Source organism: Pseudomonas sp. DL (assembly GCF_047199225.1).
Taxonomy (GTDB): domain Bacteria; phylum Pseudomonadota; class Gammaproteobacteria; order Pseudomonadales; family Pseudomonadaceae; genus Pseudomonas; species Pseudomonas aeruginosa.
Map to the genome: position 1 here is coordinate 2,055,411 of NZ_CP178323.1, position 21,134 is coordinate 2,076,544.

The 21,134-nt window shown below is 65.2% G+C and carries 20 protein-coding genes; 9 read left to right on the forward strand and 11 right to left on the reverse strand.

Going from position 1 to position 21,134, the window contains the following annotated elements; translation table 11 throughout:
• Positions 1–5: 5 nt before the first annotated feature.
• Positions 6–236: a hypothetical protein gene (locus tag ACI766_RS09615; protein ID WP_003091282.1), complete on the reverse strand. Its 231-nt coding sequence runs from the start codon at positions 234–236 to the stop codon at positions 6–8.
• A 125-nt stretch (positions 237–361) separates the two neighbouring features.
• Between ACI766_RS09615 and ACI766_RS09620 the strand changes: the two genes are divergently transcribed.
• Together ACI766_RS09620 and ACI766_RS09625 are read left to right on the forward strand one after the other, a co-directional pair.
• On the forward strand, positions 362–838 hold the full coding sequence (locus tag ACI766_RS09620; protein WP_009313801.1) for a helix-turn-helix domain-containing protein: 477 nt from the start codon (positions 362–364) through the stop codon (positions 836–838).
• Positions 839–875: 37 nt separating this feature from the next.
• Positions 876–1,352, forward strand: coding sequence for a helix-turn-helix domain-containing protein (locus ACI766_RS09625; RefSeq protein ID WP_003115353.1), 477 nt, complete (start codon positions 876–878; stop codon positions 1,350–1,352).
• A 116-nt stretch (positions 1,353–1,468) separates the two neighbouring features.
• Here ACI766_RS09625 and ACI766_RS09630 read toward each other — a convergent pair whose 3' ends face one another.
• The 3 genes from ACI766_RS09630 to ACI766_RS09640 all read right to left on the reverse strand — a co-directional run bounded on the left by ACI766_RS09630 (position 1,469) and on the right by ACI766_RS09640 (position 5,495).
• Positions 1,469–3,373 (reverse strand): M14 family metallopeptidase, encoded by a 1,905-nt coding sequence (locus tag ACI766_RS09630; RefSeq protein WP_003103223.1) that lies wholly within the window; start codon positions 3,371–3,373, stop codon positions 1,469–1,471.
• A gap of 167 nt (positions 3,374–3,540) precedes the next feature.
• Complete coding sequence (locus ACI766_RS09635; RefSeq protein WP_003103224.1) at positions 3,541–4,542, reverse strand: alpha/beta fold hydrolase; 1,002 nt, start codon at positions 4,540–4,542, stop codon at positions 3,541–3,543.
• A gap of 71 nt (positions 4,543–4,613) precedes the next feature.
• On the reverse strand, positions 4,614–5,495 hold the full coding sequence (locus tag ACI766_RS09640) for a DUF6685 family protein (RefSeq protein WP_003113960.1): 882 nt from the start codon (positions 5,493–5,495) through the stop codon (positions 4,614–4,616).
• 152 nt (positions 5,496–5,647) lie between these two features.
• On the opposite strand from ACI766_RS09640, the gene ACI766_RS09645 reads away from it, so the two are divergent.
• Together ACI766_RS09645 and ACI766_RS09650 are read left to right on the forward strand one after the other, a co-directional pair.
• Positions 5,648–5,869: a DUF2835 domain-containing protein gene (locus tag ACI766_RS09645; RefSeq protein ID WP_003103227.1), complete on the forward strand. Its 222-nt coding sequence runs from the start codon at positions 5,648–5,650 to the stop codon at positions 5,867–5,869.
• 56 nt (positions 5,870–5,925) lie between these two features.
• Positions 5,926–6,954, forward strand: a complete 1,029-nt coding sequence (locus ACI766_RS09650; RefSeq protein ID WP_003091275.1) for a quinone-dependent dihydroorotate dehydrogenase — start codon at positions 5,926–5,928, stop codon at positions 6,952–6,954.
• 87 nt (positions 6,955–7,041) lie between these two features.
• Here ACI766_RS09650 and rmf read toward each other — a convergent pair whose 3' ends face one another.
• Positions 7,042–7,254 carry a ribosome modulation factor gene (rmf, locus tag ACI766_RS09655; RefSeq protein ID WP_003103238.1) on the reverse strand — a complete coding sequence of 71 codons (213 nt, stop codon included), beginning with the start codon at positions 7,252–7,254 and terminating at the stop codon, positions 7,042–7,044.
• A gap of 460 nt (positions 7,255–7,714) precedes the next feature.
• Between rmf and rlmKL the strand changes: the two genes are divergently transcribed.
• The gene (rlmKL, locus tag ACI766_RS09660) at positions 7,715–9,892 is read left to right on the forward strand and encodes a bifunctional 23S rRNA (guanine(2069)-N(7))-methyltransferase RlmK/23S rRNA (guanine(2445)-N(2))-methyltransferase RlmL (RefSeq protein WP_023091164.1); all 2,178 of its coding nucleotides are present in this window, start codon (positions 7,715–7,717) and stop codon (positions 9,890–9,892) included.
• 68 nt (positions 9,893–9,960) lie between these two features.
• Here the strand turns inward: rlmKL and dacB are convergent, their stop codons facing one another.
• Positions 9,961–11,391, reverse strand: a complete 1,431-nt coding sequence (gene dacB, locus ACI766_RS09665) for a D-alanyl-D-alanine carboxypeptidase/D-alanyl-D-alanine-endopeptidase (protein ID WP_003091272.1) — start codon at positions 11,389–11,391, stop codon at positions 9,961–9,963.
• A gap of 308 nt (positions 11,392–11,699) precedes the next feature.
• Here dacB and ACI766_RS09670 point away from each other — a divergent pair, with 308 nt between their 5' ends.
• The 3 genes from ACI766_RS09670 (at position 11,700) to ACI766_RS09680 (ending at position 15,332) form a co-directional block, all read left to right on the forward strand.
• Positions 11,700–12,044 (forward strand): YggL family protein, encoded by a 345-nt coding sequence (locus ACI766_RS09670; RefSeq protein ID WP_003091271.1) that lies wholly within the window; start codon positions 11,700–11,702, stop codon positions 12,042–12,044.
• 425 nt (positions 12,045–12,469) lie between these two features.
• Positions 12,470–13,093 carry a response regulator transcription factor gene (locus ACI766_RS09675; protein WP_003091268.1) on the forward strand — a complete coding sequence of 208 codons (624 nt, stop codon included), beginning with the start codon at positions 12,470–12,472 and terminating at the stop codon, positions 13,091–13,093.
• Between the two features lie 13 nt (positions 13,094–13,106).
• The gene (locus ACI766_RS09680) at positions 13,107–15,332 is read left to right on the forward strand and encodes an ATP-binding protein (RefSeq protein WP_017001926.1); all 2,226 of its coding nucleotides are present in this window, start codon (positions 13,107–13,109) and stop codon (positions 15,330–15,332) included.
• 10 nt (positions 15,333–15,342) lie between these two features.
• On the opposite strand, the gene ACI766_RS09685 is transcribed toward ACI766_RS09680, so the two are convergent.
• From ACI766_RS09685 to ACI766_RS09700, 4 genes are all read right to left on the reverse strand, one after another.
• Positions 15,343–16,674 (reverse strand): deoxyguanosinetriphosphate triphosphohydrolase, encoded by a 1,332-nt coding sequence (locus ACI766_RS09685; RefSeq protein WP_003091265.1) that lies wholly within the window; start codon positions 16,672–16,674, stop codon positions 15,343–15,345.
• Between the two features lie 116 nt (positions 16,675–16,790).
• Positions 16,791–17,114 (reverse strand): hypothetical protein, encoded by a 324-nt coding sequence (locus ACI766_RS09690; RefSeq protein ID WP_003103249.1) that lies wholly within the window; start codon positions 17,112–17,114, stop codon positions 16,791–16,793.
• A gap of 13 nt (positions 17,115–17,127) precedes the next feature.
• Positions 17,128–17,508, reverse strand: coding sequence for a phage holin family protein (locus tag ACI766_RS09695; RefSeq protein WP_003091263.1), 381 nt, complete (start codon positions 17,506–17,508; stop codon positions 17,128–17,130).
• 3 nt (positions 17,509–17,511) lie between these two features.
• Positions 17,512–17,841, reverse strand: coding sequence for a DUF883 family protein (locus tag ACI766_RS09700; protein ID WP_003091262.1), 330 nt, complete (start codon positions 17,839–17,841; stop codon positions 17,512–17,514).
• Between the two features lie 469 nt (positions 17,842–18,310).
• On the opposite strand from ACI766_RS09700, the gene ACI766_RS09705 reads away from it, so the two are divergent.
• On the forward strand, positions 18,311–19,519 hold the full coding sequence (locus ACI766_RS09705; protein WP_023104554.1) for an ammonium transporter: 1,209 nt from the start codon (positions 18,311–18,313) through the stop codon (positions 19,517–19,519).
• 184 nt (positions 19,520–19,703) lie between these two features.
• On the opposite strand, the gene opdQ is transcribed toward ACI766_RS09705, so the two are convergent.
• Entirely contained in the window at positions 19,704–20,969 is a 1,266-nt protein-coding gene (opdQ, locus tag ACI766_RS09710) for a porin OpdQ (RefSeq protein ID WP_003091257.1), read from the reverse strand.
• Positions 20,970–21,134: the final 165 nt, after the last annotated feature.

The window sequence follows — 21,134 nt, forward strand, 5'->3', positions numbered from 1 at the left end:
CCGATTCACCCGGTTGAATCGGCCCCTTTTTTTGCTTCCTCGATGCGTTTTTGCAGCTTCTGCATATCCACCAGGCGTTGCGTACCGAAGGTTCGCATCGGCAGGTCGCCGCTCTCTATCCAGGCGTAGAGCAGGTCCGGCCGGTCGCTGAGGCCGGTCAGGAAGGCGAAACGCATCAGGGTTATATAGCGGGGGCACTCGGCGAAACCCTCTTGGGGGAGTTCTTCCACTTTCATCAGGCGTCCTGCACCATGGTCCGATGTTGGAGGGGAACCCTCGGTCTAGAGGGCTTGGATTCATATTGATCTACTAACAGTTAGTGAATCAATATGCATAGGGAACCATCAGACGCGGACTACACATGGTAAAGAATCGACGTTTGTTCACTGCTGGCAAGCGCTTGCGCGCCCTGCGCGAGCTGATGGGCTTGAGCCGTCCGCAGTTCGCCGAGTTGGTGGGGATGACGGCCAAGCGCCTGGAGAACATCGAGAACGAGCTGCAGCGCATGCACGACGAGGACTTCGAGAAGGTCTGCGGAACCTTCCCGGAGTTCAGCGACTGGATCGCCTATGAAGGCAGCATAGAGCCGCAGTCGATCGCCTGGAAGGTCGCCGACTCGGCGCAGGCGGCCGCGGTCTACCTGGTGGAGCGCAACCCGGTGCTGCTGGAGCGGCACGGCATCGACATGCAGGCCTGGCGCGAACGCCACCGCGAGATACGCGAGGCGCTGCTGGCGGCGGAACAGGCGCCGGAGGCGGAGCCGGCGCCCCTGGAAGAGCCGCCGGAACCCAGGCGCCAGCGGAAGAGGAAAACGCCCGCGAGCGGCAAGGGCGACTGAGGCGCATCGCGCCAGAAACGAAGGGAAGTATCCGTACATGGTCTATGTAGTGAGGAAGCGCTGCCTGTTTCGCGCCGGCGAGCGCCTGTTCGGGTTGCGCGGGCTGACGGGGTTGAACCGACCGCAGTTTTCCGAGGTGGTCGGCATGGATCCCAAACGCCTTGAGAACATCGAGAGTGGCCGGCAGCGCATGCACGACGAGGATTTCGAGAAGGTCTGCGGGACCTTCCCGGAGTTCAGCGACTGGATCGCCTATGAAGGCAGCATCGAACCGCAGTCGATCGCCTGGAAGATCGCCGAGGCCGCCCAGGAAGCGGCGGTCTATCTGGTGGAGCGCAACCCCGAGCTGCTCGAACTCCACGGTCTCGACGTGCCGGCCTGGCGCGAGAAGCATCGGGAAATCCTCAAGAAGGTGCGCAAGCGGGAGTTGTCGCCGCCACCCGAAAAACCACCGAAACCCAGGCGCAAGCGCAAGCCGAGAAGCAACCTGCCCACACCCACCGACGGTACCTGAGACCGGCTCCCTCTCCCCAGCCCTCTCCCGCAAGCGGGAGAGGCAACGGGGCTCCCGAAGCCCAGCGGTAGGGTGGATAACGCGCAGCGTTATCCGCCGTCAGCCCCAGGTGGGCCTCAGAACACCACTCCTACCGGATAGACGAAGGCGTTCACGTCGTAGAACGGCGTGCGCTGGTAGAACCATTGCAGGCGCGCCTGCGGATCGGCGGCGAAGGCCTTGTCCTCGCGCAGGCGTTTGTCGAAGGCGGCCTTCAGCGCCGGGTCTTCCGCCAGCATCTTGCGCGCCATCGGCTCCATCACGTATTCCTCCGGCTCCTCGGCGGCCACCAGGGTGGAATTGAAGAAGCCCCAGGACCAGAAGGAATCCGGACTCTGCGGTTGCAGCAGGTCGATGGCCAGGACGCCCAGCGGCTGGGCGGTGTCGATCGACAGCGAGCCGGCCGGGAAGGTCTGCAGGCGCTGGAACGGCTTCGGCGTGCCGCTGACCAGCAGGCGACCTTCGTAGCCCGGAATCCGGTTGCCTTGCACGCGATCCGGTTCGAAGCCATCGGCGAGCTTGATGTCGTCCATGCGGTACAGGGTCACGGCGATTTCGGTCGGACGCTCCAGGGTGCTATAGCGGATGCCATGGGCCTTGATCCGGGCGATCACCTCGTGCCACTGCGCCGGGACGATGAAACGCTGGGGACGCGGCACCACCAGGTCGGGTACGCCGTTGTCGGTCACCGGTAGCTTCAGCGTCTTCGGCCGGTTGCTCCAGACGATGGTGCGGGCCCCGGTGACCGGCGATTGCTCGTAGCGGTAGTCGCCCACCACGAACGGCGTCTCGGCGGCCTCGCCTGGCTTCCAGGTGAGGATCACCTCCTTCTGCCGCAGCAGGCGCTCGCGGTCGCTGGCGATGGCCTGGCGCAGGCTGGCGGCCTGCTCGCCGATCACCTCGAACATCGCCTTGAGCATCACGTAGTTGCCCAGCACCTGGGTCTTGTACGGATGCAGGGCGTGTTGCTCGATGAGGATCGACGGCACGTTGCGGATGTCGCCGTACTGGTTGGAGAAGCGCGCCAGGTCGGTGCGGTAGGGGTAGTAGCCCTGGGTCGGATCCTGGTTGTCGTTCAGGCTGATGCATTCATGGACCATGTGCCCGAGGCTTTCCAGCGCCTGGTACACCGGCTTGCGCATGACCTGGTCCATCCAGGCGCTGCTCGCCGGTGACCAGCCGTTGCCGTTGTGGCAGTAGGAGCTGTCGTAGGGATACATGGCGCCGTCGGTGGAGTGGGTGTCGGCGAAGAAGCTCAGCTCGTAGTGGTTGAACACCCAGGCGACGTTGCGGATCTCCGCGCTGTCGAGCTTGGTGAAGTCGCGGTTGAGATTGAGATTGCGGCCGTTCACCCGCCAGCCGGTCTCCTGCGGGCCGTTCTGGTTGATCCGCCCGTAGGCGCTGCGGCGCAGGTCGCCGTCGACGTTGACCACCGGGATGAACAGCAGGTTGATCTTCTCCAGCAGCCCGGCGAGCGGGCGGTCGGCAGCGCTCATGTCGCGCAGCAGCATGAACATGGCGTCCTTGCCGTTGGCCTCGCCGGGATGGATCTCGGCTTCCACCAGCAAGGTCGGCTTGGCGGAGCGCTTCAGGCCGGCGGCGGACTTGTCGGCCTCGGTGGAGGCGGTCACCAGCAGCATCGGGTGACCCTCGGCGCTGCGCTCGGGCAACTCGCGCAGGGCGATGCGGCCGGAGGAGGCGGCTACCAGTTTCTCCAGGTAGGCGCGGGTCTCACGGTAGTCGCTGGTGCGCTGAAAGTCGCTGCTCTCGGCCTGGGTGATCAAGGGGTCGCCGGGCTTGGCGAGGTAGCGCAGGCTGCCCAGCCTCTGCTCGAACATCGGTGGCAGGATGCGCTGGCGGGCCGCGGCCGGGTAGGCGCTGTCATCGATGTAGGCGGGCGCGTGGGGCAGCTCCGCGTGAGCGGGCAGGGCGCTCGCCAGCAGGACGCCGGCGAGTAGCGAACGGGGTAGGCAAGGGAACACGATGAACCTCCATGTGGATGGGAACGGCCGCGGCGTGGGCGGGCCTGCGCGACGCGAGCCACGCGTCGTCGCGCAGCCAGTGCAGTGAAACGCCGGCGGCAGGCATCGGTGTTGACGCCGGGCAAGGCGCGGCGAAGCCGATGGCGAGAGCGCCGCCGGTGGATGGTTCAGGGCTGGGTTTGCAGACCCTCCAGCAGTGCCTGGTGGAAGCGTTCCGGAGCCTGTATCTGCGGGGTATGGCCAAGGTCGGGGAATTCCACCAGGGTCGCCTGGGGAATCCGTCTGGCGGCGTCCTTGCCCAGTTGCGCGTAGTTGCCCAGCCTGGCTTTCAGTTCTGCCGGCGCGGCGTCCTTGCCGATGGCAGTGTTGTCTTTCTCGCCGATCAGCAGCAGGGTCGGCATCTGCAACCGGTCCAGTTCGTAGACCACCGGCTGGGTGAAGATCATGTCGTAGGTCAGCGCCGAGTTCCAGGCCACCGACTCGCGCCCCTTGCCGCGATACATGCCGGCCTGCATCTGTACCCAGCGATCGAACTCGGGGCGCCATTCGCCGGCGTAGTAGGTGGCTTGCTGGTATTGGCGAATGCCTTCGGCGCTGGTCTGCAAGTCGCGCCTGTACCAGTCGTCGACGCTGCGCCAGGGCACGCCCAGGGCCTTCCAGTCCTCCAGACCGATGGGGTTGACCAGCACCAGTCGTTCGACCTGCCGCGGATAGAGCAGGGCGTAGCGGGTAGCGAGCATGCCGCCCATGGAGTGGCCGATCACGCTGGCCCGGGCGACGCCGAGCCGTTCCAGCAGGGCGTGGGTGTTGGCTGCCAGTTGCTGGAAGCTGTACTGGTAATGGGCCGGCTTGCTCGACTTGCAGAAACCGACCTGGTCGACGGCGATCACCCGGTAGCCGGCGTCGGCGAGCACGTCGATGGTGCGCTCCCAGGTCCCGGCGCAGAAATTCTTGCCGTGCATGAGCAGGATGGTGCGGCCGTTGGCTTTCTTCGGCGCGACGTCGAGGTAGGCCATGCTCAGCGGCTGGCCCTGGGAGGTGAAGTCCAGATAATGCACCGGATAGGCGTAGTCGAAGCCTTCCAGGCGTTCGCCGTAGACCGGCGCCTGGCTGGCCAGCGCCGGCCCGCAGGCGAGGGCGAGACAGAGGCTGAGGCGGGGTAGGGACATGCGATCGCTCCTGTGTGGGTCTGCTGGAGGATGCACGTCAGGGCGCGAGCTGGCCAGTCCTGGCCGGTTGCCTACAGTTGCTTCAGATACTTCACCACGTCTGCCGCGCCCGCCGCCCGCAGACCTTCGCCGAGGGCATCGGCGCGTTCGTCGTTGCGGGGCAGCAACAGGCATTCCGGGGTTTCCGGGGTGAACAGGGCGAGTCGCGCATAGGGCAGGCCGGTATCCAGCAGCAGGCTCATGAAGGTCGGCTCGGACCAGGCCTCGGTCGGAATCCGCAGCATGTGGTAGCGCTGTTCCAGTTCGTCCAGCGCGCCGGGCTCCAGTTCGTAGCGTTCCAGGTGTGCCGGCAGCTTCAGTTCCAGTTCGCGGCGGCGGGCGTAGACGATCGCCGCGGCGAAGGCGCAGGCCTGGCGTTCGCCCGCCCAGAACAGGCGCTCGCCGTGCCAGGCGGCCTGGCGCAGGCGGATGCTGTCGCCGTTGGTGAAACGCGGCAGGGCCAGGCTCAGGGCCTTGACGAAATCCTTGTAGCTGATGATCCGTACGCCCCGACAGACCTCGGCCGTGGCCAGGTCTTCCAGGCGTGGGCAAGGTGCCTGGACGAGGATCTCGCGGCTGCATACGCCTTCGATGGTCTTCAGGTCGACCGACTCCAGGGTGGAGTGGCTGACCCGCACCAGGCGCTTGAGGACCGCGTGGGCTTCCGCCTTGTCTTCCTGGACCGGGCCGGACAGCGCGCCGCGCGGCAGGTCGACCAGGGTGTGCAGGGGCGGTCCGGCCTGCCACCAGACGCTCGGCTCCGGCCGTCGCAATGGCTGGAACGGCAGCTCGAGGGCGGCCGCCCGTTCGCGCAGCTCCCGCCCATCGCTTCGCGCGGCACCCAGGCGCAGGCGGTTGGCGAGTGCGGAAAGGCGACCGGTGAAGGTGCTGTTGCTACGCGAGTTGGAACTCATGATCGACGGAGGGCTCCTCGGGCTCGGCGACCGACGCGGAAAGGGGTGGGAGGGGACGGCGACGGTCCGTCCATTGAAGCACAGGTTCGGGCGTGACATTCAACCGCGTGGTTTGTGGCAAGCTGTCGTGGTTCATTCAAGCGGGGGGCTCCATGCCCAGTCTCATCATGGATATCGCCCTGTCCGGCGAACGCCTGCAGGCCATCTACGGCGGCAGGGCCAATCGGGTCCTGCTGCGCAGCCGCGACGGTCGCCGGGTGAACCTGCCGGCCCATCACCTGCGTCCGTTCATCGGCCACGATGGCGTGCATGGCACGTTCCGCCTCGATTTCAGCGAGGATGGCCGCCTGCTGGCGCTGCAACGCCTCGCCTGAGCGGGCGCTCGACGGCTATAATCGGCACCCTTCATTCTGCCGACCGATACCCGACCATGTACACCCTGGCCCGCCAGCTGCTGTTCAAACTGTCCCCGGAAACCTCCCACGAACTGTCCATCGACCTGATCGGGGCCGGCGGCCGCCTGGGCCTGAACCGCCTGCTGACGCCCAAGCCGGCCAGTCTGCCGGTCTCTGTGCTGGGCCTGGAGTTTCCCAATCCGGTGGGGCTGGCCGCGGGCCTGGACAAGAACGGCGACGCCATCGACGGGTTCGGCCAGCTCGGTTTCGGCTTCATCGAGATCGGCACCGTCACTCCGCGACCGCAGCCGGGCAATCCCAAGCCGCGCCTGTTCCGCCTGCCGCAAGCCAACGCGATCATCAATCGCATGGGCTTCAACAACCACGGCGTCGACCACCTGCTGGCACGGGTGCGCGCGGCGAAGTATCGCGGCGTACTGGGGATCAACATCGGCAAGAACTTCGATACCCCGGTGGAGCGCGCGGTCGACGACTACCTGATCTGCCTGGACAAGGTCTACGCCGACGCCAGTTACGTCACCGTCAACGTCAGCTCGCCGAACACGCCCGGCCTGCGCAGCCTGCAGTTCGGCGATTCGCTCAAGCAACTGCTGGAGGCACTGCGCCAGCGCCAGGAAGCGCTGGCGCTGCGGCATGGCCGGCGGGTACCGCTGGCGATCAAGATCGCCCCGGACATGACCGACGAAGAGACCGCGCTGGTCGCCGCGGCGCTGGTCGAGGCGGGGATGGACGCGGTGATCGCGACCAATACCACTCTCGGCCGCGAAGGCGTGGAAGGCCTGCCGCATGGCGACGAGGCGGGTGGCCTGTCCGGCGCGCCGGTGCGGGAAAAGAGCACGCACACGGTGAAGGTGCTGGCCGGCGAGCTGGGCGGACGGCTGCCGATCATCGCCGCCGGCGGTATCACCGAGGGCGCGCACGCGGCGGAGAAGATCGCCGCCGGGGCGAGCCTGGTGCAGATCTATTCGGGTTTCATCTACAAGGGACCGGCGTTGATCCGCGAAGCGGTGGACGCCATCGCCGCATTGCCGCGGCGGAATTGAAAAGGGCTCCTTGCGGAGCCCTTGGGCTTGCGCCCGCCGCCCGGATGGGGCGTGCCTTGGGGAAATCGGTGCTATCCGTGTTGTCGCTTACACGTGCTGGAGTTGATTGAGACGTTGTAAGCCGGCCGTGCCAGTGAGGCCGTCCCAGTTGTCGCCACGGCCCTCGCGCCAGCCGTTGAGCCAGGACTGCCGCGTCGTAGGATGGGTGAACGGACAAAGATCACGGGATTTACCGGTTATGCCGTTCTGATAACCACGCAAGAAGGCTCTTTCCAACGGATCACGCTTAAGTCTTCTCATAGGGTGTTGCCCTCACTTGTTGACTGTTATGTCCCGTTGGCCCCCAGGGGAGGCCTGGCGAAGCTTTCGCCGAAAGGGGTCGTTGCCGGCGTGACGACCCTCGCCCGACACCGTTGCGGTGGCGGATTAACTGGAGTTCTAACCAAAGCGTTCAGGCGTGTGAATGACCGATTTGTCATAAAGACTTAACGCTTTCGTCGATAGGGCCATATGTTGCAGGCTCATGACGCCTGGTTTCCGGCGCTAACGCCGTAGGGTCGCGGGGTTGCGCCTTATAACGTTTTGCACCCCCACCAATTGAGATTTCCTCGCATTCCGACGAAGGGTCGCCCAGACTGCGACTCGGGGTCGCAGCGAGCAACGCCGGGAGCGTTCCGGCAATCGAACCACGGCACCTGGTGCCAAAGAAGTGCCCATGAGGGTGCTTCCACTGACAAGGGCTACGGCCCGGGAAGGCGATATGGCTGATGTTTACGAATTGTTTCTGACCTGCCCGAAAGGCCTGGAAAGCCTGCTCCTCGAAGAGGCGCAGGGGCTCGGCCTGGACGAGGCGCGCGCCCAGGTGTCGGCGGTGCGCGGACAGGGCAGCCTGGAGGTGGCCTATCGCCTCTGCCTGTGGTCGCGCCTGGCCAACCGGGTCTTGCTGGTGCTGGCGCGATTCCCGGTGGAGAACGCCGAGTCCATGTACATGGCGGTCCACGCGGTGAACTGGGAAGACCACCTGGACGCCGGCGGCACGCTGGCGGTGGAGTTCAGCGGCAAGGGCTCGGGCATCGACAACACCCATTTCGGGGCGCTGAAGGTCAAGGATGCGATCGTCGACAACCTGCGCGAGCGCTCCGGCCGACGCCCGTCGGTGGACAAGGTCAATCCGGACGTGCGCGTCCACCTGCACCTCGACCGCGGCCAGGCGACCCTCTCCCTGGACCTCTCCGGGCATAGCCTGCACCAGCGCGGCTATCGTCTGCAGCAGGGCGCCGCGCCGCTGAAGGAGAACCTGGCGGCGGCGGTGTTGATCCGTGCCGGCTGGCCGAAGATCGCCGCCGAGGGCGGTGCCCTGGCCGACCCGATGTGCGGCGTCGGCACCTTCCTGGTCGAGGCGGCGCTGATGGCTGCCGATATCGCGCCGAACCTCAGGCGCGAGCGCTGGGGCTTCAGCAATTGGCTGGGTCACGTGCCGGCGCTGTGGCGCAAGCTCCACGAGGAAGCCCAGCAGCGCGCGGCGACCGGCCTGGCCAGGCCACCGTTGTGGATTCGCGGCTACGAGGCCGACCCGCGCCTGATCCAGCCGGCGCGCAACAATATCGAGCGTGCCGGAGTGGCCGACTGGGTGAAGATCTACCAGGGCGAACTGGCGACTTTCGAGCCGCGCCCGGACAGGGGCCAGACCGGCCTGGTGATCTGCAACCCGCCCTATGGCGAGCGTCTCGGCGACGAAGCCAGCCTGCTGTATCTCTACCAGAACCTCGGCGAGCGCCTGCGCCAGAGCTGCATCGGCTGGAGCGCCGGGGTGTTTACCGGGGCGCCGGAACTGGGCAAGCGCATGGGCATCCGCAGCCATAAGCAATACGCGTTCTGGAACGGCGCGCTGGCCTGCAAGCTGCTGATGATCCAGGTCGAGCCGCGCCAGTTCGTCACCGGCGAGCGTGGCGAACGCAACGACGAAGGCCTGGCGCGGGCGCCGAGCGAGCCGGCACGGCTGAGCGAGGGCGGGCAGATGTTCGCCAATCGCCTGCAGAAGAACCTCCGGCAACTGGGCAAATGGGCGCGCCGCGACAAGATCGAGTGCTATCGCCTGTATGACGCCGACATGCCGGAGTATGCCCTGGCGGTGGATATCTACGGCGATTGGGTTCACGTCCAGGAGTACGCCGCGCCCAAGTCGATCGATCCGGCAAAAGCCCAGGCGCGCCTGTTCGACGCCCTGGCGGCGATTCCGCAGACCCTGGGCGTTGCCCAGGAGCGAGTGGTGGTCAAGCGCCGCGAGCGCCAGGCCGGCAAGAAGCAGTACGAACGGCAGAGCAGCGAGGGCAAGTTCCTCGAGGTGGGTGAGGGCGATGTGCGCCTGCTGGTGAACCTGACCGATTACCTGGATACCGGGCTGTTCCTCGATCACCGGCCGATGCGCCTGCGCATCCAGAAGGAGGCGGCCGGCAAGCGCTTCCTCAACCTGTTCTGCTATACCGCCACGGCCACCGTACATGCGGCCAGGGGCGGCGCGCGCAGCACCACCAGCGTCGACCTGTCGAAGACCTACCTGGACTGGGCGCGCCGCAACCTGTCGCTCAACGGCTTTTCCGACAAGCAGCGCCTGGTGCACGGCGACGTGATGGAGTGGTTGCGGGAAGACGATGGCCAGTACGAACTGATCTTCATCGACCCGCCGACCTTCTCCAACTCCAAGCGCATGGAAGGCGTGTTCGACGTGCAGCGCGACCACGTCGAACTGCTCGACCTGGCCATGGCGCGGCTGGCGCCGGGCGGGGTGCTGTATTTCTCCAACAACTTCCGCAAGTTCGAACTGGACGAGAGCGTGCAGGCCCGCTATGCGGTCGAAGAGATCACTGGCGAAACCCTCGATCCGGATTTCGCGCGTAATCCGAAGATCCATCGGGCCTGGAGAATCACCGTTCGCTGAGGCGAGCGGCATTCATGCAAAAGGCCGCCGGCGGGCAACCGCTGGCGGCCTTTTTTTCGTACTGCGCCTTATTTCCGCGCGTGCAGGCTCAGCAGTACCTGGTCGAGGATCGCCGAAGCGCCCCACGGCCGCGGGCTGTTGAGGATCGCCACCACCACCCAGTTGTGGCCGCTGGCGTCGCGGCTGAAGCCGGCGAGGGCGCGCACGGTGTTGAGGGTGCCGGTCTTCACGTGCGCCTCGCCGACCAGTGCGGTGCGCCGCAGGCGTTTGCGCATGGTGCCGTCGAGGCCGGCCAGCGGCAGCGAGGAGATGTACTCCGCTGCATAGGGGCTGTGCCAGGCGGCTTGCAGCATCGCCGCCATCTCACGGGCGCTGACCCGTTCCTGGCGCGACAGTCCCGAGCCGTTCTCCATCACCAGGCGCGGCGCGGTGATGCCCTTGCGCGCCAGCCACTGCCGCACCACCCGCTGCGCGGCCTGGGCGTCGTCGCCGTCGGCACTGTTGCGGAACTGCGCGCCGATGGAGAGGAACAACTGCCGGGCCATGGTGTTGTTACTGTATTTGTTGATGTCGCGGATGATCTCGACCAGGTCTGGCGAGAAGGCCTTGGCGATCAGCGTGGCGTTGCGCGGTACGCTGCCCTGGCGGTCCTTGCCGAGGATGCTGCCGCCCAGTTCCTGCCAGATGCCGCGCACCGCGCCGGCGGTGTAGCCGGGGTGGTCGAGCAGCGACATGTAGGTCTGCGCGCTACAGCCCTGGGGAATCTGTCCGGTGGCCAGCAGGGTGGTGCCGTCGAACTGGGTCACCGGGCTGAAGCGCAGCTTCGGCCAGGCCGGGCAGGTGGCCGGCGCGGTCATCTTCACCTGGTTGTCGATGCGTACGTTGGCCAGCGGCGGGTCCATCTGCACGTTGACCTTGTTGCCGTCGGTGCGCACCACCATGCGCACGCTCTTCAGGTTGACCAGCAGCGAGTCCGGACCGACCAGGAACGGCTTGGTGTCGTCGCCGCCGTCGTCGTTGAATACCGGCAACTGCGGGATGTTGAAGTAGCTGCGGTCGAGTACCAGGTCACCTGTGACCTTGGTCACGCCATTGGCGCGCAGGTCGCGCATCAGCAGCCAGAGCTTCTCCATGTTCAGTTTCGGATCGCCGCCGCCCTTGAGGTAGAGGTTGCCGTTGAGCACTCCGTTCTTGAGCTGGCCGTCGGTGTAGAACTCGGTCTTCCACTGGTAGGTCGGGCCGAGCATTTCCAGGGCGGCATAGGTGGTGAACAGCTTCATGGTCGAGGCCGGGTTCACCGATACGTCGGCGTTGTAGTAGGTGGGGTTGCCCGGGCCGTCGAGAGGAATCAGCACCAGCGACAGATCGTTGCCGGTCAGCTTGTTGGTCTGCAGGGCTTTCTGCACGTTGGCCGGCAGGGTGGCGTTGACCTGGGCGAGGGTGGGAAGGGCGAAAGGCAGGAGCGTGGCGAAGGCAAGAGTACGCAGCGACTTGAACATTAATGAAGAACCCTTGAAGACGGAGGGTAGAAAATGAAATGAAGATGAAAAACGAAGCGAACCTGAAAAAAGAGACGGACATCACGCGAAGAGGCCGTCTTGCTCATTATGCCGCAAGGCGGATAACGATGCGCTGGAGTTTCGCGGAGTTCGCCGTCATATCGCCGAATGGTCGGAACTGGTAGAGTGCGCCGGCAATCCGGCCGCGTCGCGCGGCTTGCCGGGGTTCGCCCGCGGCTCCAGCGGCGTCGGCTACTGTCTGTAATGCGAGGCTCCGCCAATGGAGCGTCAATCCAGGAGATGCCGCCATGGCTACGAATCGTTCCCGCCGCCTGCGCAAGAAATTGTGCGTCGATGAATTCCAGGAGCTGGGTTTCGAATTGAACTTCCACTACAAGGAAGGCGTGGATGCCGATGCGGTGAACGCTTTCATGTTGCGCTTCATCGATCAGGCGATCGAAGCCAACGAACTGACCTATGGCGGCTGCGACGAATTCGGTTTCGTCTGCCTGGCGCGCCGTGGCTCGGTCAATGAAGAGCAGCGGGCCCTGATCGAGGCCTGGTTGAAGCAGCAACCGGAACTGGCCAGCGTCGAGGTCGGCGCGTTGGTCGACGCCTGGTACCCGGAACAGCCTGTCCTGCCGAAGCTCTAAGCGATAGCGCCGCCATCCCGCCCGAGGATGGCGGTCGCGTCTTCCCTCCCTTTCGATCCTGCTCCGGCGCTATCTGGCCCGGCGCCCGTCGTGCTTCCCTTTGCCCTGCCAAGGCATGTCGGCGGCTTGTGGCCGTACATGCGGATAGCAATACTCCGAAACCCCTGACGAACTATTCAACTCGCTCTGGCAGATAACGAGCCGGGAAGGCGCGTATATATGCGGGTGTTTTTCATGCAGATAACCAGGCCAATTGCTTGGCAATATACGAGGTTTTGAATTCGCCGTAAGAAATAAATTAAGTTTCCGTGAGAATATTCCTTAAAGTATATGAGTTGCCATCGAGTATCTCGACAATATGGCTCCCGTCTATATCTTGCTCAGGAGAATTTTTTCTGAATTTTTATTGGCAAGGAAATCAGACAATGAGCCGTATCCTGATAGTCGACGATCATCCCGTGATTCGCATGGCCATGAAGATGTTGCTGGAAGCCGAAGGGCACCAGATCGTCGGCGATACCGATAATGGCGTGGATGCCATCAGCCTCGGGCGGGAGCTGAAGCCGGACCTGGTCATCCTCGATATCGGCATTCCCAGGCTGGACGGCCTCGAGGTCATCAGCCGCCTGATGGTGCTGGCGTTGCCCCTGAAGATCCTCGTCCTGACCGGCCAGAGCGCCTCGCTCTTCGCCCTGCGCAGCATGCAGGCGGGCGCCGCCGGGTTCGTCTGCAAGCAGGGCGGACTGGCCGAACTGGTGACGGCGGTGAATGCGGTCGCCTCGGGATACAGTTACTTTCCCAGCTCGGCCATGCGTCCTGTGCAACAGGGCGCCTATTCCGACGATGTGGAATTGCTCGGACGCCTGTCCGATCGCGAAGTATCGGTATTGCAATACCTCAGCCAGGGTTATTCGAACAAGCAGATATCCGAGCAGATGTTTATCAGCAACAAGACCGTCAGCACTTACAAGGCGCGCTTGTTGTTGAAGTTGAACGCCGGCTCGCTGGTGGATCTCATCGAGTTCGCCAAACGCAATACGCTTATCTAAGGGCCGGAACCGAATGAAGTTCCAGAAACGCAGTGCGTGCATGCTCGGCCTGCTTCTCATATTCGCCTGCATGGCGGGATATGCCGTTCCGGCGAGGGCGACGGCTGGCGAATATTCTTCCATGCTCCGGATTCCCGCTCCGGATCGTCCGGGGGACGCCGATGTGGTCGACGAAGCGCCGCTACGCCAGGCTGCCGACGGGCTGAGCTCGCCATCCCCTTCCAGCCTGGTGCTCGGCCTGCTGGTGGCCTGCCTGGTCTGCGTCGGATGCCTGGGCTGGAATACCGTCCTGCAGCTCAGGCTCAGGCGTTGGCAACGTACCGAAGCCGACCTGAGCGGCCGCCTGGCATTGAAGCAGGCGCTGGTCGACGGGATTCCCTACCCGGTGAGCATCCGCACGCTCGACGGTCGCCTGCTGGCCTGCAACCGCAATTACCTGGAAAGCCTGCGGATGACCCGTGAGCAGGCCCGCGGCACCCTGTTGACCGATTCCGACTGGGTCGAGGGCAGCAAGGCACGGCTCATGCACCAGCAGTGCCTGGCGGTGGCTCGGGGAGGAACGGCGAGCTTCACCGACATGGCGGTGCGCATCGGCGGGCAATTGCTGGAGATCCACCATTGGGTCACGCCCTACAGGGATCGCCAGGGCCGGATGCTCGGCCTGATGAACGGCTGGATCGACATCACCGAACGGGAGCGCCTGGCCCGCCAGTTGCGCGAGGCGATGCGCCAGGCGGACGAGGCGAATCGGGCGAAGAGCGTCTTCCTGGCGACCATGAGCCACGAGATCCGTACGCCGATGAATGCGGTCATCGGCATCCTCGAACTGGTCCTGCAGCGCCTGGCGCCGGAGCAGCGCGAACGCGCCTCGCTGGAGGTCGCCTACGAGGCTGCGGGGTCGCTGCAACTGCTCATCGGCGACATCCTCGACGTCGCCAAGATCGAGTCCGGTCACCTGACCCTCACGCCCGAGCGGGTTCGCCTGCGCCATGTCGTGGAGTCGGTGCGCCGCATGTTCGAAGGCCTGGCCCGGCAGAAAGGCCTGAGGCTCGTTGTGGAGCTGGACGATGCCCCGGGACGGGACGTGCTGATCGATCCCCTGCGCTTCAAGCAGGTGCTCTCCAACCTGGTGAGCAATGCGATCAAGTTCACCGAGCGGGGACAGGTGACGATCCGTCTCCAGGAAAGGAGCCTGGACGAGGGGAGGGCGATCGTCCGGGTGGACGTGGAGGATTCCGGTATCGGTATCGCTCCGGCGGACCAGGCGCGCCTGTTCCAGCCTTTCATCCAGGTGGCCAAGGGACGCACGGTGCAGGGCGGGACCGGCCTTGGGCTGGCGATCTGTCGGAAGTTGGTGGACCTCATGGGCGGCGATGTCGAGATGCACAGCGAGCCGGGCAAAGGCACCCGGGTGTCGCTCGACCTGCTCTTGCGCCAGTGCGGGCCGAAAATGCCTGAATCCGGCCAGGACCCGCTGGCAGCATCCATGGAGCCGTCTCGCCGCCTGCATATCCTCATCGCCGACGACTATCCGCCCAACCGGGTACTGCTGCGCCAGCAACTGGAGTTTCTCGGCCACCGGGTGGCGGAAGCGGAGGATGGCCAGGTGGCGCTGGAGCTCTGGGCCGACGAGCGCTTCGAGGTGCTGATCAGCGACTGCAACATGCCGCGCCTGAACGGCTATCAGCTGGCACGCAGGATACGCATCCAGGAACGGTGCGAGCGACGCGCGCCGATCCTGATCCTCGGCTATACCGCCGACGCGGAGCCGGACGAGGTACAGCGCTGCCGCGACGCGGGCATGGATGATTGCCTGTTCAAGCCGCTCGGCCTGGAGACCCTGCGCAACTACCTCGCGACCTCTTTCGGACGCGACGCCGCGCAGCCCCGGGGGCTCTATGATGCAGCCGCTCTCAGCAGCCTCGGCGGCGACCGCCCGGAACGGCTGCGCGAACTGCTGGAGACCCTGCTAGGCAGCAACCGTCAGGACCTCCAGCGCCTTGCCATCCTCCTGCGCGAGGGCGACAGGACCAGGCTCGCCGAGCATGCCCACCGCATCAAGGGCGCCGCGCGGATGATCGGGGCGCGTACCCTGCTGGAGGCCTGCGAGGCCCTGGAGGACGCCTGCCGGCGAAGTGGCGACGGGGAGTGCCTGCAGGCGCCTGGCGAAAGACTCCGGCTGGCCCTGGAGGCGTTGCAGGAGGAACTCCAGGAGCAGTTGGCGGCCGCTGCGGTATGAGCCCTTCCGTTCAGGAGGGGCTCGAGCGTCCGGTCATTTCCCTGGCCATTTCCGTGGCGTAGCTGTCGGTCATGCCGGCGATGAAATCGATCACCTGGAGGAAGGCGCGGTACAGCGGCCACTGCGGGTCGGGCGCGTTGCGTCCGAGCAGGTCGAGGATGCGCCGGTTCTTGAACGACGGCGTATGCCCGCCGTATTGCTCCAGCGCGGCGCCACAGAAGGCGTTGAGGAGGATCTCCAGAGTGGTGTAGGCGCCGATCTCGTGGAGGGTCTTGCGCTTGTCCTGGAAGATCTTTTCCCGGGCGATGGCCTTGGCCCGCTGCACGCAGAGCTTGGCCGGGCCATGCATGTGTTCCACCAGGTCGCCGGCAAGCTGCCCGGCGAGCAGGGCCTGCTGCTGGTCGACGAAGGCACGGGCGGCGGCATTGGTCAGGTGCTCGATGGCCTTGCCGCGGAGGATCGCCAGCTTGCGCCGGCGGGAGTCCCTGGGGCCGAGTTGGCGATAGGTGTCGGGCAGGTCGTCGCCGACCAGGCCGAGCAACAGCGCCTCGACCTCGCTGTATTCGAGCAGCTCCATTTCCAGGCCGTCTTCGAGGTCGATCAGGCCATAGCAGATGTCGTCCGCCGCTTCCATCAGGTAGACCAGCGGATGGCGAGCCCAGCGCTCGTCGTCGAGTTGCGGCATGCCGAGCTTATGGGTGATCTGCTCGAGCAGCGGCAGTTCGCTCTGGTAGCAGCCGAACTTGTGCTTCTTGTAGCCCAGCGCTTCGGCGTGGCGCGAGGTCCAGGGGTACTTCAGGTAGGTACCCAGGGTTGCGTAGGTCAACCGCGTGCCGCCGTCGAACTGGTGGTATTCCAGTTGGGTGAGGACCCGGAAGCCCTGGGCGTTGCCTTCGAAGTGGAGAAAGTCGGAACGCTCGGCGTCGCTCATCTCGTCCAGCCAGCCACGTCCGGCGGCTTGCTGGAACCAGTTGCGGATCGCGTCTTCGCCGGAGTGCCCGAATGGTGGGTTGCCGATGTCGTGGGCCAGGCAGGCCGACTGGACGATGACCCCGAGGTCGCTGGGGTCGCACCACTCGGGTAGTTCCTCGCGGAGGATCTCGCCGACCCGCATGCCCAGCGAGCGGCCGACGCAGGCGACTTCCAGGGAGTGGGTCAGGCGGGTGTGGATGTGATCGTTGCTGGAGACCGGATGGACCTGGGTCTTGCGTCCGAGGCGGCGAAACGCGCCGGAGAAGATGATCCGGTCATGGTCCTTGTGGAAGGCGCTGCGGCCCAGTTCATCGTTGCTGTGTACCGGCTTTCCGAGCCGTTCGCGGGTGAGCAGGGTCTGCCAGTCCATCGGGAATTCCAGGGATGCGCTGAGGCGATGCGGACACGCTAACGGTTTGCCTCGGCAAGCTCAATCGTCGCGTTGGGGAAACGGAGGGCGCCGACCGTTGCCGGTCGGCGCGTCCTTCAACGGCCTTTCTGCTTGCGCAGGCCGAGCAACAGCGGGGCCAGGGCGACGCCCAGGCGCAGCAGACGCTGCCAGCGTCCGCCCTTGCCAAGCAGTACGCCCAGCAGTGCGGCTCCGCCGGCGCCCCAGAGCGCCGCATTGCCACCGCCGAACAGTTGCTGGCTGAGGTTGTGGCCCAGCCCCTGGGCCTGGCGGAAGGGTTGCACCAGCAGTTGGCTTTCGCGGCGCAATTGCTGGCGCTGCATTTCCAGGCGCAGGCGGATCACCGCCTTGCGCAATTCGCGACGCGACAGGCCGGTCGCGTTCACCGGTAGTTGGCTCATGCGCGTTTCCTTGTCATGGCAGCAGTCGCTCGCGGTCGTTGGCCAGTTCTTCCAGGGTGGCGCTGAACGGCGAGCTTTCGTCGTTGATCGACTGGTACAGGCGCCAGCCGCAGAACAGCGAGCCGATCACGTAGAACAGGCACAACCCGAGCGCCGCTGCGAGCCGGTTGGTGTCCCAGAACACGATCAGCACCAGCAGCGACAGGCCGACCAGCAGGAGCAGGGCGAATACCAGGGCCAGCCCGGCGAACAGCAGCAGGCGCAGGGTGTTGGCCTTCTGTTCCTGCAGCTCGATGCCGAACAGCTCGACGTGACCGTGCAACAGGCCGAGGAAGGCGGCGCCGAAGCGCCGCAGGGAGGGGCGGCCGTCCGCCGGGTCCTTTCCTTCGCTCATGGCTCAGCGCCGGCTGACCAACAGGCCAAGCAGGAAGCCGACGCCGGCGGCGATGCCGATGCTCTGCCAGGGGTGTTCGCCGACGTACACCTCGGTGGCGTCCACCGCGGCCTGGCTGCGTTCGCGGACGTTGTCCTTCAGCGAGTCCTTGGTGTCGCGCAAGGTATCGCGAGCGCGCTTGAGGCTGTCGTGGATCTTGCCGCGGATTTCTTCGGCCTGGTCGCCCGCCACGTCGGCGGTGCTTTGCAGGAGTTTCTCGGTATCGGCGACCAGTGCCTGGAATTCAGCCAACAGTTCATCCTTTGCAGCGTTTGCAGTGGTCTTGCGGGGCATGACGAGCTCCTCTGGTCATGGGGTGTGTTTTTTTCGAGCCGAGCGCGGGGCGGAAGGTTCAACCGGTGGGTAATTTCCGCGCGTTGCCGGTCGCTCCCGGCGTTCCTTTCATTAAAGACTGCCACAGCGTGCCTGTCGGCGCGGCTGCGGCGAGATGACGCCCATCCGGCTGCCTCGCAACGGGGCGCGAACTGGTATGGCGCTTGCAATTCCCTGGTGCGCACGTCGGCCGGAATGCCCCTTGCGAGGGCGCCAGGCGCTCCCGGAGGGTACTTCGGGATGAACGTCCAACCCAATGAAAATCAAGGAAAGTCCGGGAGCTTTCCATGCTGCCTCAGGCACCTTGCGAAACGTCTGCCGAAGAAAAGCGGCGGTTCGCACGACGACTACTGCTTCGTCATGGTGCGTTGAAGGGCGGGCGTGGGCGTTTCTGGTGCTTTCTCTCTACGCGCGAAGGCTGCCTCAATCCATGGATAACCTGAATAGTGCGGTGCAAGTCCTGATCCACGGCTCCAATACCCTGTTCATCCTGCTCGGAGCGGTGATGGTGCTGGCGATGCACGCCGGCTTCGCCTTCCTCGAGGTGGGCACCGTGCGCCTGAAGAACCAGGTCAACGCCCTGTCGAAGATTCTGTCCGACTTCGCCATCTCGGCGCTGGCCTATTTCTTCGTCGGCTACTGGATTGCCTACGGCGTGACTTTCTTCCATCCGGCGGCGGCGCTGACCGTGGACAGTGGCTATGCGCAGGTGAAGTTCTTCTTCCTGCTGACCTTCGCCGCGGCAATCCCGGCGATCATCTCCGGCGGCATCGCCGAGCGTGCCAGGTTCGGTCCGCAGTTGTGCGCCACGGCGCTGATCGTGGCCTTCGTGTACCCGTTTTTCGAAGGCTTGGTGTGGAACGGCAATTTCGGCTTGCAGGAATGGCTGAAGCTGGAGTTCGGCGCGCCCTTCCACGATTTCGCCGGCTCCGTGGTGGTGCATGCGCTGGGCGGCTGGCTGGCATTGGCGGCGGTGCTATTGCTGGGCAGCCGCAACGGCCGCTATCGCGACGGCAAGCTGGTGGCGATGGCGCCGTCGAGCATCCCGTTCCTGGCACTGGGGTCGTGGATCCTGATCATCGGCTGGTTCGGCTTCAACGTGATGAGCGCCCAGACCCTCGCTGGGGTCAGCGGGCTGGTGGCGGTCAACTCCTTGCTGGCGATGGTTGGCGGCACCATGGCGTCGCTGCTGATCGGCCGCAACGACCCGGGTTTCCTGCACAACGGTCCGCTGGCCGGGTTGGTGGCGGTGTGCGCCGGTTCCGACCTGATGCATCCGATCGGCGCGCTGGCTACCGGCCTGGTGGCGGGGGCCCTGTTCGTCTGGGCGTTCACCGCGACCCAGGTGCGCTGGAAGATCGACGACGTCCTCGGTGTCTGGCCGTTGCACGGTCTTTGCGGGGTCTGGGGCGGGATTGCCTGCGGCATCTTTGGCCAGCAGGCATTGGGTGGGCTCGGCGGGGTGAGCCTGGCCAGCCAGGCGCTCGGCAGCCTGCTGGGGGTGACGGTGGCTTTCGCCGGCGGCCTGTTGGTCTATGGGCTGATGAAGGCGCTGCTGGGCATCCGCTTGAGCCAGGAGGAGGAGTACTACGGCGCGGACCTGTCGATCCACAAGATCGGCGCGATCAGCCACGAATGAGGGGGCGGACTTCCTTGGTCCGGTGGGGTATCGGCGGATAACGCCCCAGGCGCTATCCGTCCTGCACGCTGCGAGCGAGGCATCCCGCCATGAAAGAGGCCACCCAAGGGTGGCCTCTTCGTTCCGCCGCGGGGCTCTGGGGAGGGGCGGATGGCCGTAGCGCGGCTATCCGCGGGGCCTGCCGTTACCAGAGCGGCAGCGTGTAGCTGACGATCAGGCGATTTTCGTCGTAGTCGTTGGTGTAGTTGGTGCGCATGGTCGCGTTGCGCCACTTCACCCCGAGGTTCTTCAACGGGCCGCTCTGGAACACGTAGGCGATGTCCATGTCGCGTTCCCATTCCTTGCCTTCGCCCGAGGTGGTCAGCAGGTCGATGTTGTCGCCCTTGACGTAGCGGGTCATGAAGGTCAGGCCGGGAATGCCGACGCCGGCGAAGTTGTAGTCGTAGCGCGCCTGCCAGGATTTCTCGTCCTTGTTGGCGAAGTCGCCGATCTGGATGAAGTTCACCAGGTAGGGGTCGGCGCCGTTGATGTAGGCGAAGCCGGTGTCGCCGCTCATCTTCTGGTAGCCGACGCCGAAGGCGTGGTAGCCGAGGCTGTAGGTGAACATGGCGTTGAGCGCCTTGTTGTCGACGTTGCTGGAACCGTCGTCGGTGGAGCGCGCCCAGCGGATGTCGGATTTCAGCGACTGCTTGTCGGCGATCGGCAGGGTGTGCACCAGGCCGAGGTAATGCTGCTTGTAGAAGTTGTCGAGCTTGCCGTAGTGGTAGCTGGTGCTGAGGTTGTCAGTCCACTTGTAGCTGCCGCCGGCGAAGTCGAACTTGTCCGAAGTCAGCCCGGAACGGACCACGATGTTGCGCTTGCCGCCACCGGTGATGGTCATGTCCTCGTTGTCCGAGGAGTCGCGCTGGTTGACCTTCTTCAGGCGCCCGGCGTCGAGGGTCAGGCCGTCGATCTCCATGGAGTTCAGCGCGCCGCCCTGGAAGGTCTGTGGCAGCAGGCGGCTGTCGTTGGGCATGATCACCGGCAGCTTGGGGGTCAGGGTGCCGATCTTCAGGGTGCTCTTCGACGCCCGCAGCTTGGCGGTGATCCCTGCCTCGCCATAGTCGTCCTGGGCGCGGCCGGTCTCGCGGTCGCGCTTGAGCAGGCCGGTGCCGCTGCGGTCGGGGCTGGAGTCGAGCTTCACCCCGAGCAGGCCGATGGCGTCGACGCCGAAACCGATGGTGCCCTCGGTGTAGCCGGACTCGTAGCGCAGGAGGAAGCCCTGAGCCCATTCCTCGGCCTTGGACTGGCTGGCGCCTTCCTGGCGGAAATCACGGTTGAAGTAGAAGTTGCGGAGTTCGATGCTGGCCTTGCTGTCCTTGATGAACTCGGCATGGGCCAGGGTTGGGACGGTAATGCTGGAACCCAGCGCGGCAAAAGCCACGGCACGGGCGATCGGGGTCATGCTCATTGTTATTGTCTCCTCGAGCGCTTGGGGCAGGCCGATGGCGGCGGCGTGACGCCACGTCGGCCTGTGACAGCCCGGTTACTTAAGCACTACAGGAAGACGGCCACTGTTAGACATTAGTCGAGGGTGGCCGCGAATTGGCACGAACCCTGTCTAGGACGGGCTTTC

What these genes read in the sequence shown, in the direction of transcription:
- ACI766_RS09685 (WP_003091265.1), bottom strand. Translation starts at nt 16,674, where the DNA reads ATGGACTGGCAGACCCTGCTCACCCGCGAACGGCTCGGAAAGCCGGTA.
- ACI766_RS09635 (WP_003103224.1), bottom strand. Translation starts at nt 4,542, where the DNA reads ATGTCCCTACCCCGCCTCAGCCTCTGTCTCGCCCTCGCCTGCGGGCCG.
- ACI766_RS09680 (WP_017001926.1), top strand. Translation starts at nt 13,107, where the DNA reads ATGAAGTTCCAGAAACGCAGTGCGTGCATGCTCGGCCTGCTTCTCATA.
- ACI766_RS09650 (WP_003091275.1), top strand. Translation starts at nt 5,926, where the DNA reads ATGTACACCCTGGCCCGCCAGCTGCTGTTCAAACTGTCCCCGGAAACC.
- ACI766_RS09705 (WP_023104554.1), top strand. Translation starts at nt 18,311, where the DNA reads ATGGATAACCTGAATAGTGCGGTGCAAGTCCTGATCCACGGCTCCAAT.
- ACI766_RS09645 (WP_003103227.1), top strand. Translation starts at nt 5,648, where the DNA reads ATGCCCAGTCTCATCATGGATATCGCCCTGTCCGGCGAACGCCTGCAG.
- ACI766_RS09640 (WP_003113960.1), bottom strand. Translation starts at nt 5,495, where the DNA reads ATGAGTTCCAACTCGCGTAGCAACAGCACCTTCACCGGTCGCCTTTCC.
- ACI766_RS09675 (WP_003091268.1), top strand. Translation starts at nt 12,470, where the DNA reads ATGAGCCGTATCCTGATAGTCGACGATCATCCCGTGATTCGCATGGCC.
- rlmKL (WP_023091164.1), top strand. Translation starts at nt 7,715, where the DNA reads ATGGCTGATGTTTACGAATTGTTTCTGACCTGCCCGAAAGGCCTGGAA.
- dacB (WP_003091272.1), bottom strand. Translation starts at nt 11,391, where the DNA reads ATGTTCAAGTCGCTGCGTACTCTTGCCTTCGCCACGCTCCTGCCTTTC.
- ACI766_RS09670 (WP_003091271.1), top strand. Translation starts at nt 11,700, where the DNA reads ATGGCTACGAATCGTTCCCGCCGCCTGCGCAAGAAATTGTGCGTCGAT.
- ACI766_RS09625 (WP_003115353.1), top strand. Translation starts at nt 876, where the DNA reads ATGGTCTATGTAGTGAGGAAGCGCTGCCTGTTTCGCGCCGGCGAGCGC.
- ACI766_RS09615 (WP_003091282.1), bottom strand. Translation starts at nt 236, where the DNA reads ATGAAAGTGGAAGAACTCCCCCAAGAGGGTTTCGCCGAGTGCCCCCGC.
- rmf (WP_003103238.1), bottom strand. Translation starts at nt 7,254, where the DNA reads ATGAGAAGACTTAAGCGTGATCCGTTGGAAAGAGCCTTCTTGCGTGGT.
- ACI766_RS09690 (WP_003103249.1), bottom strand. Translation starts at nt 17,114, where the DNA reads ATGAGCCAACTACCGGTGAACGCGACCGGCCTGTCGCGTCGCGAATTG.
- opdQ (WP_003091257.1), bottom strand. Translation starts at nt 20,969, where the DNA reads ATGAGCATGACCCCGATCGCCCGTGCCGTGGCTTTTGCCGCGCTGGGT.
- ACI766_RS09695 (WP_003091263.1), bottom strand. Translation starts at nt 17,508, where the DNA reads ATGAGCGAAGGAAAGGACCCGGCGGACGGCCGCCCCTCCCTGCGGCGC.
- ACI766_RS09620 (WP_009313801.1), top strand. Translation starts at nt 362, where the DNA reads ATGGTAAAGAATCGACGTTTGTTCACTGCTGGCAAGCGCTTGCGCGCC.
- ACI766_RS09700 (WP_003091262.1), bottom strand. Translation starts at nt 17,841, where the DNA reads ATGCCCCGCAAGACCACTGCAAACGCTGCAAAGGATGAACTGTTGGCT.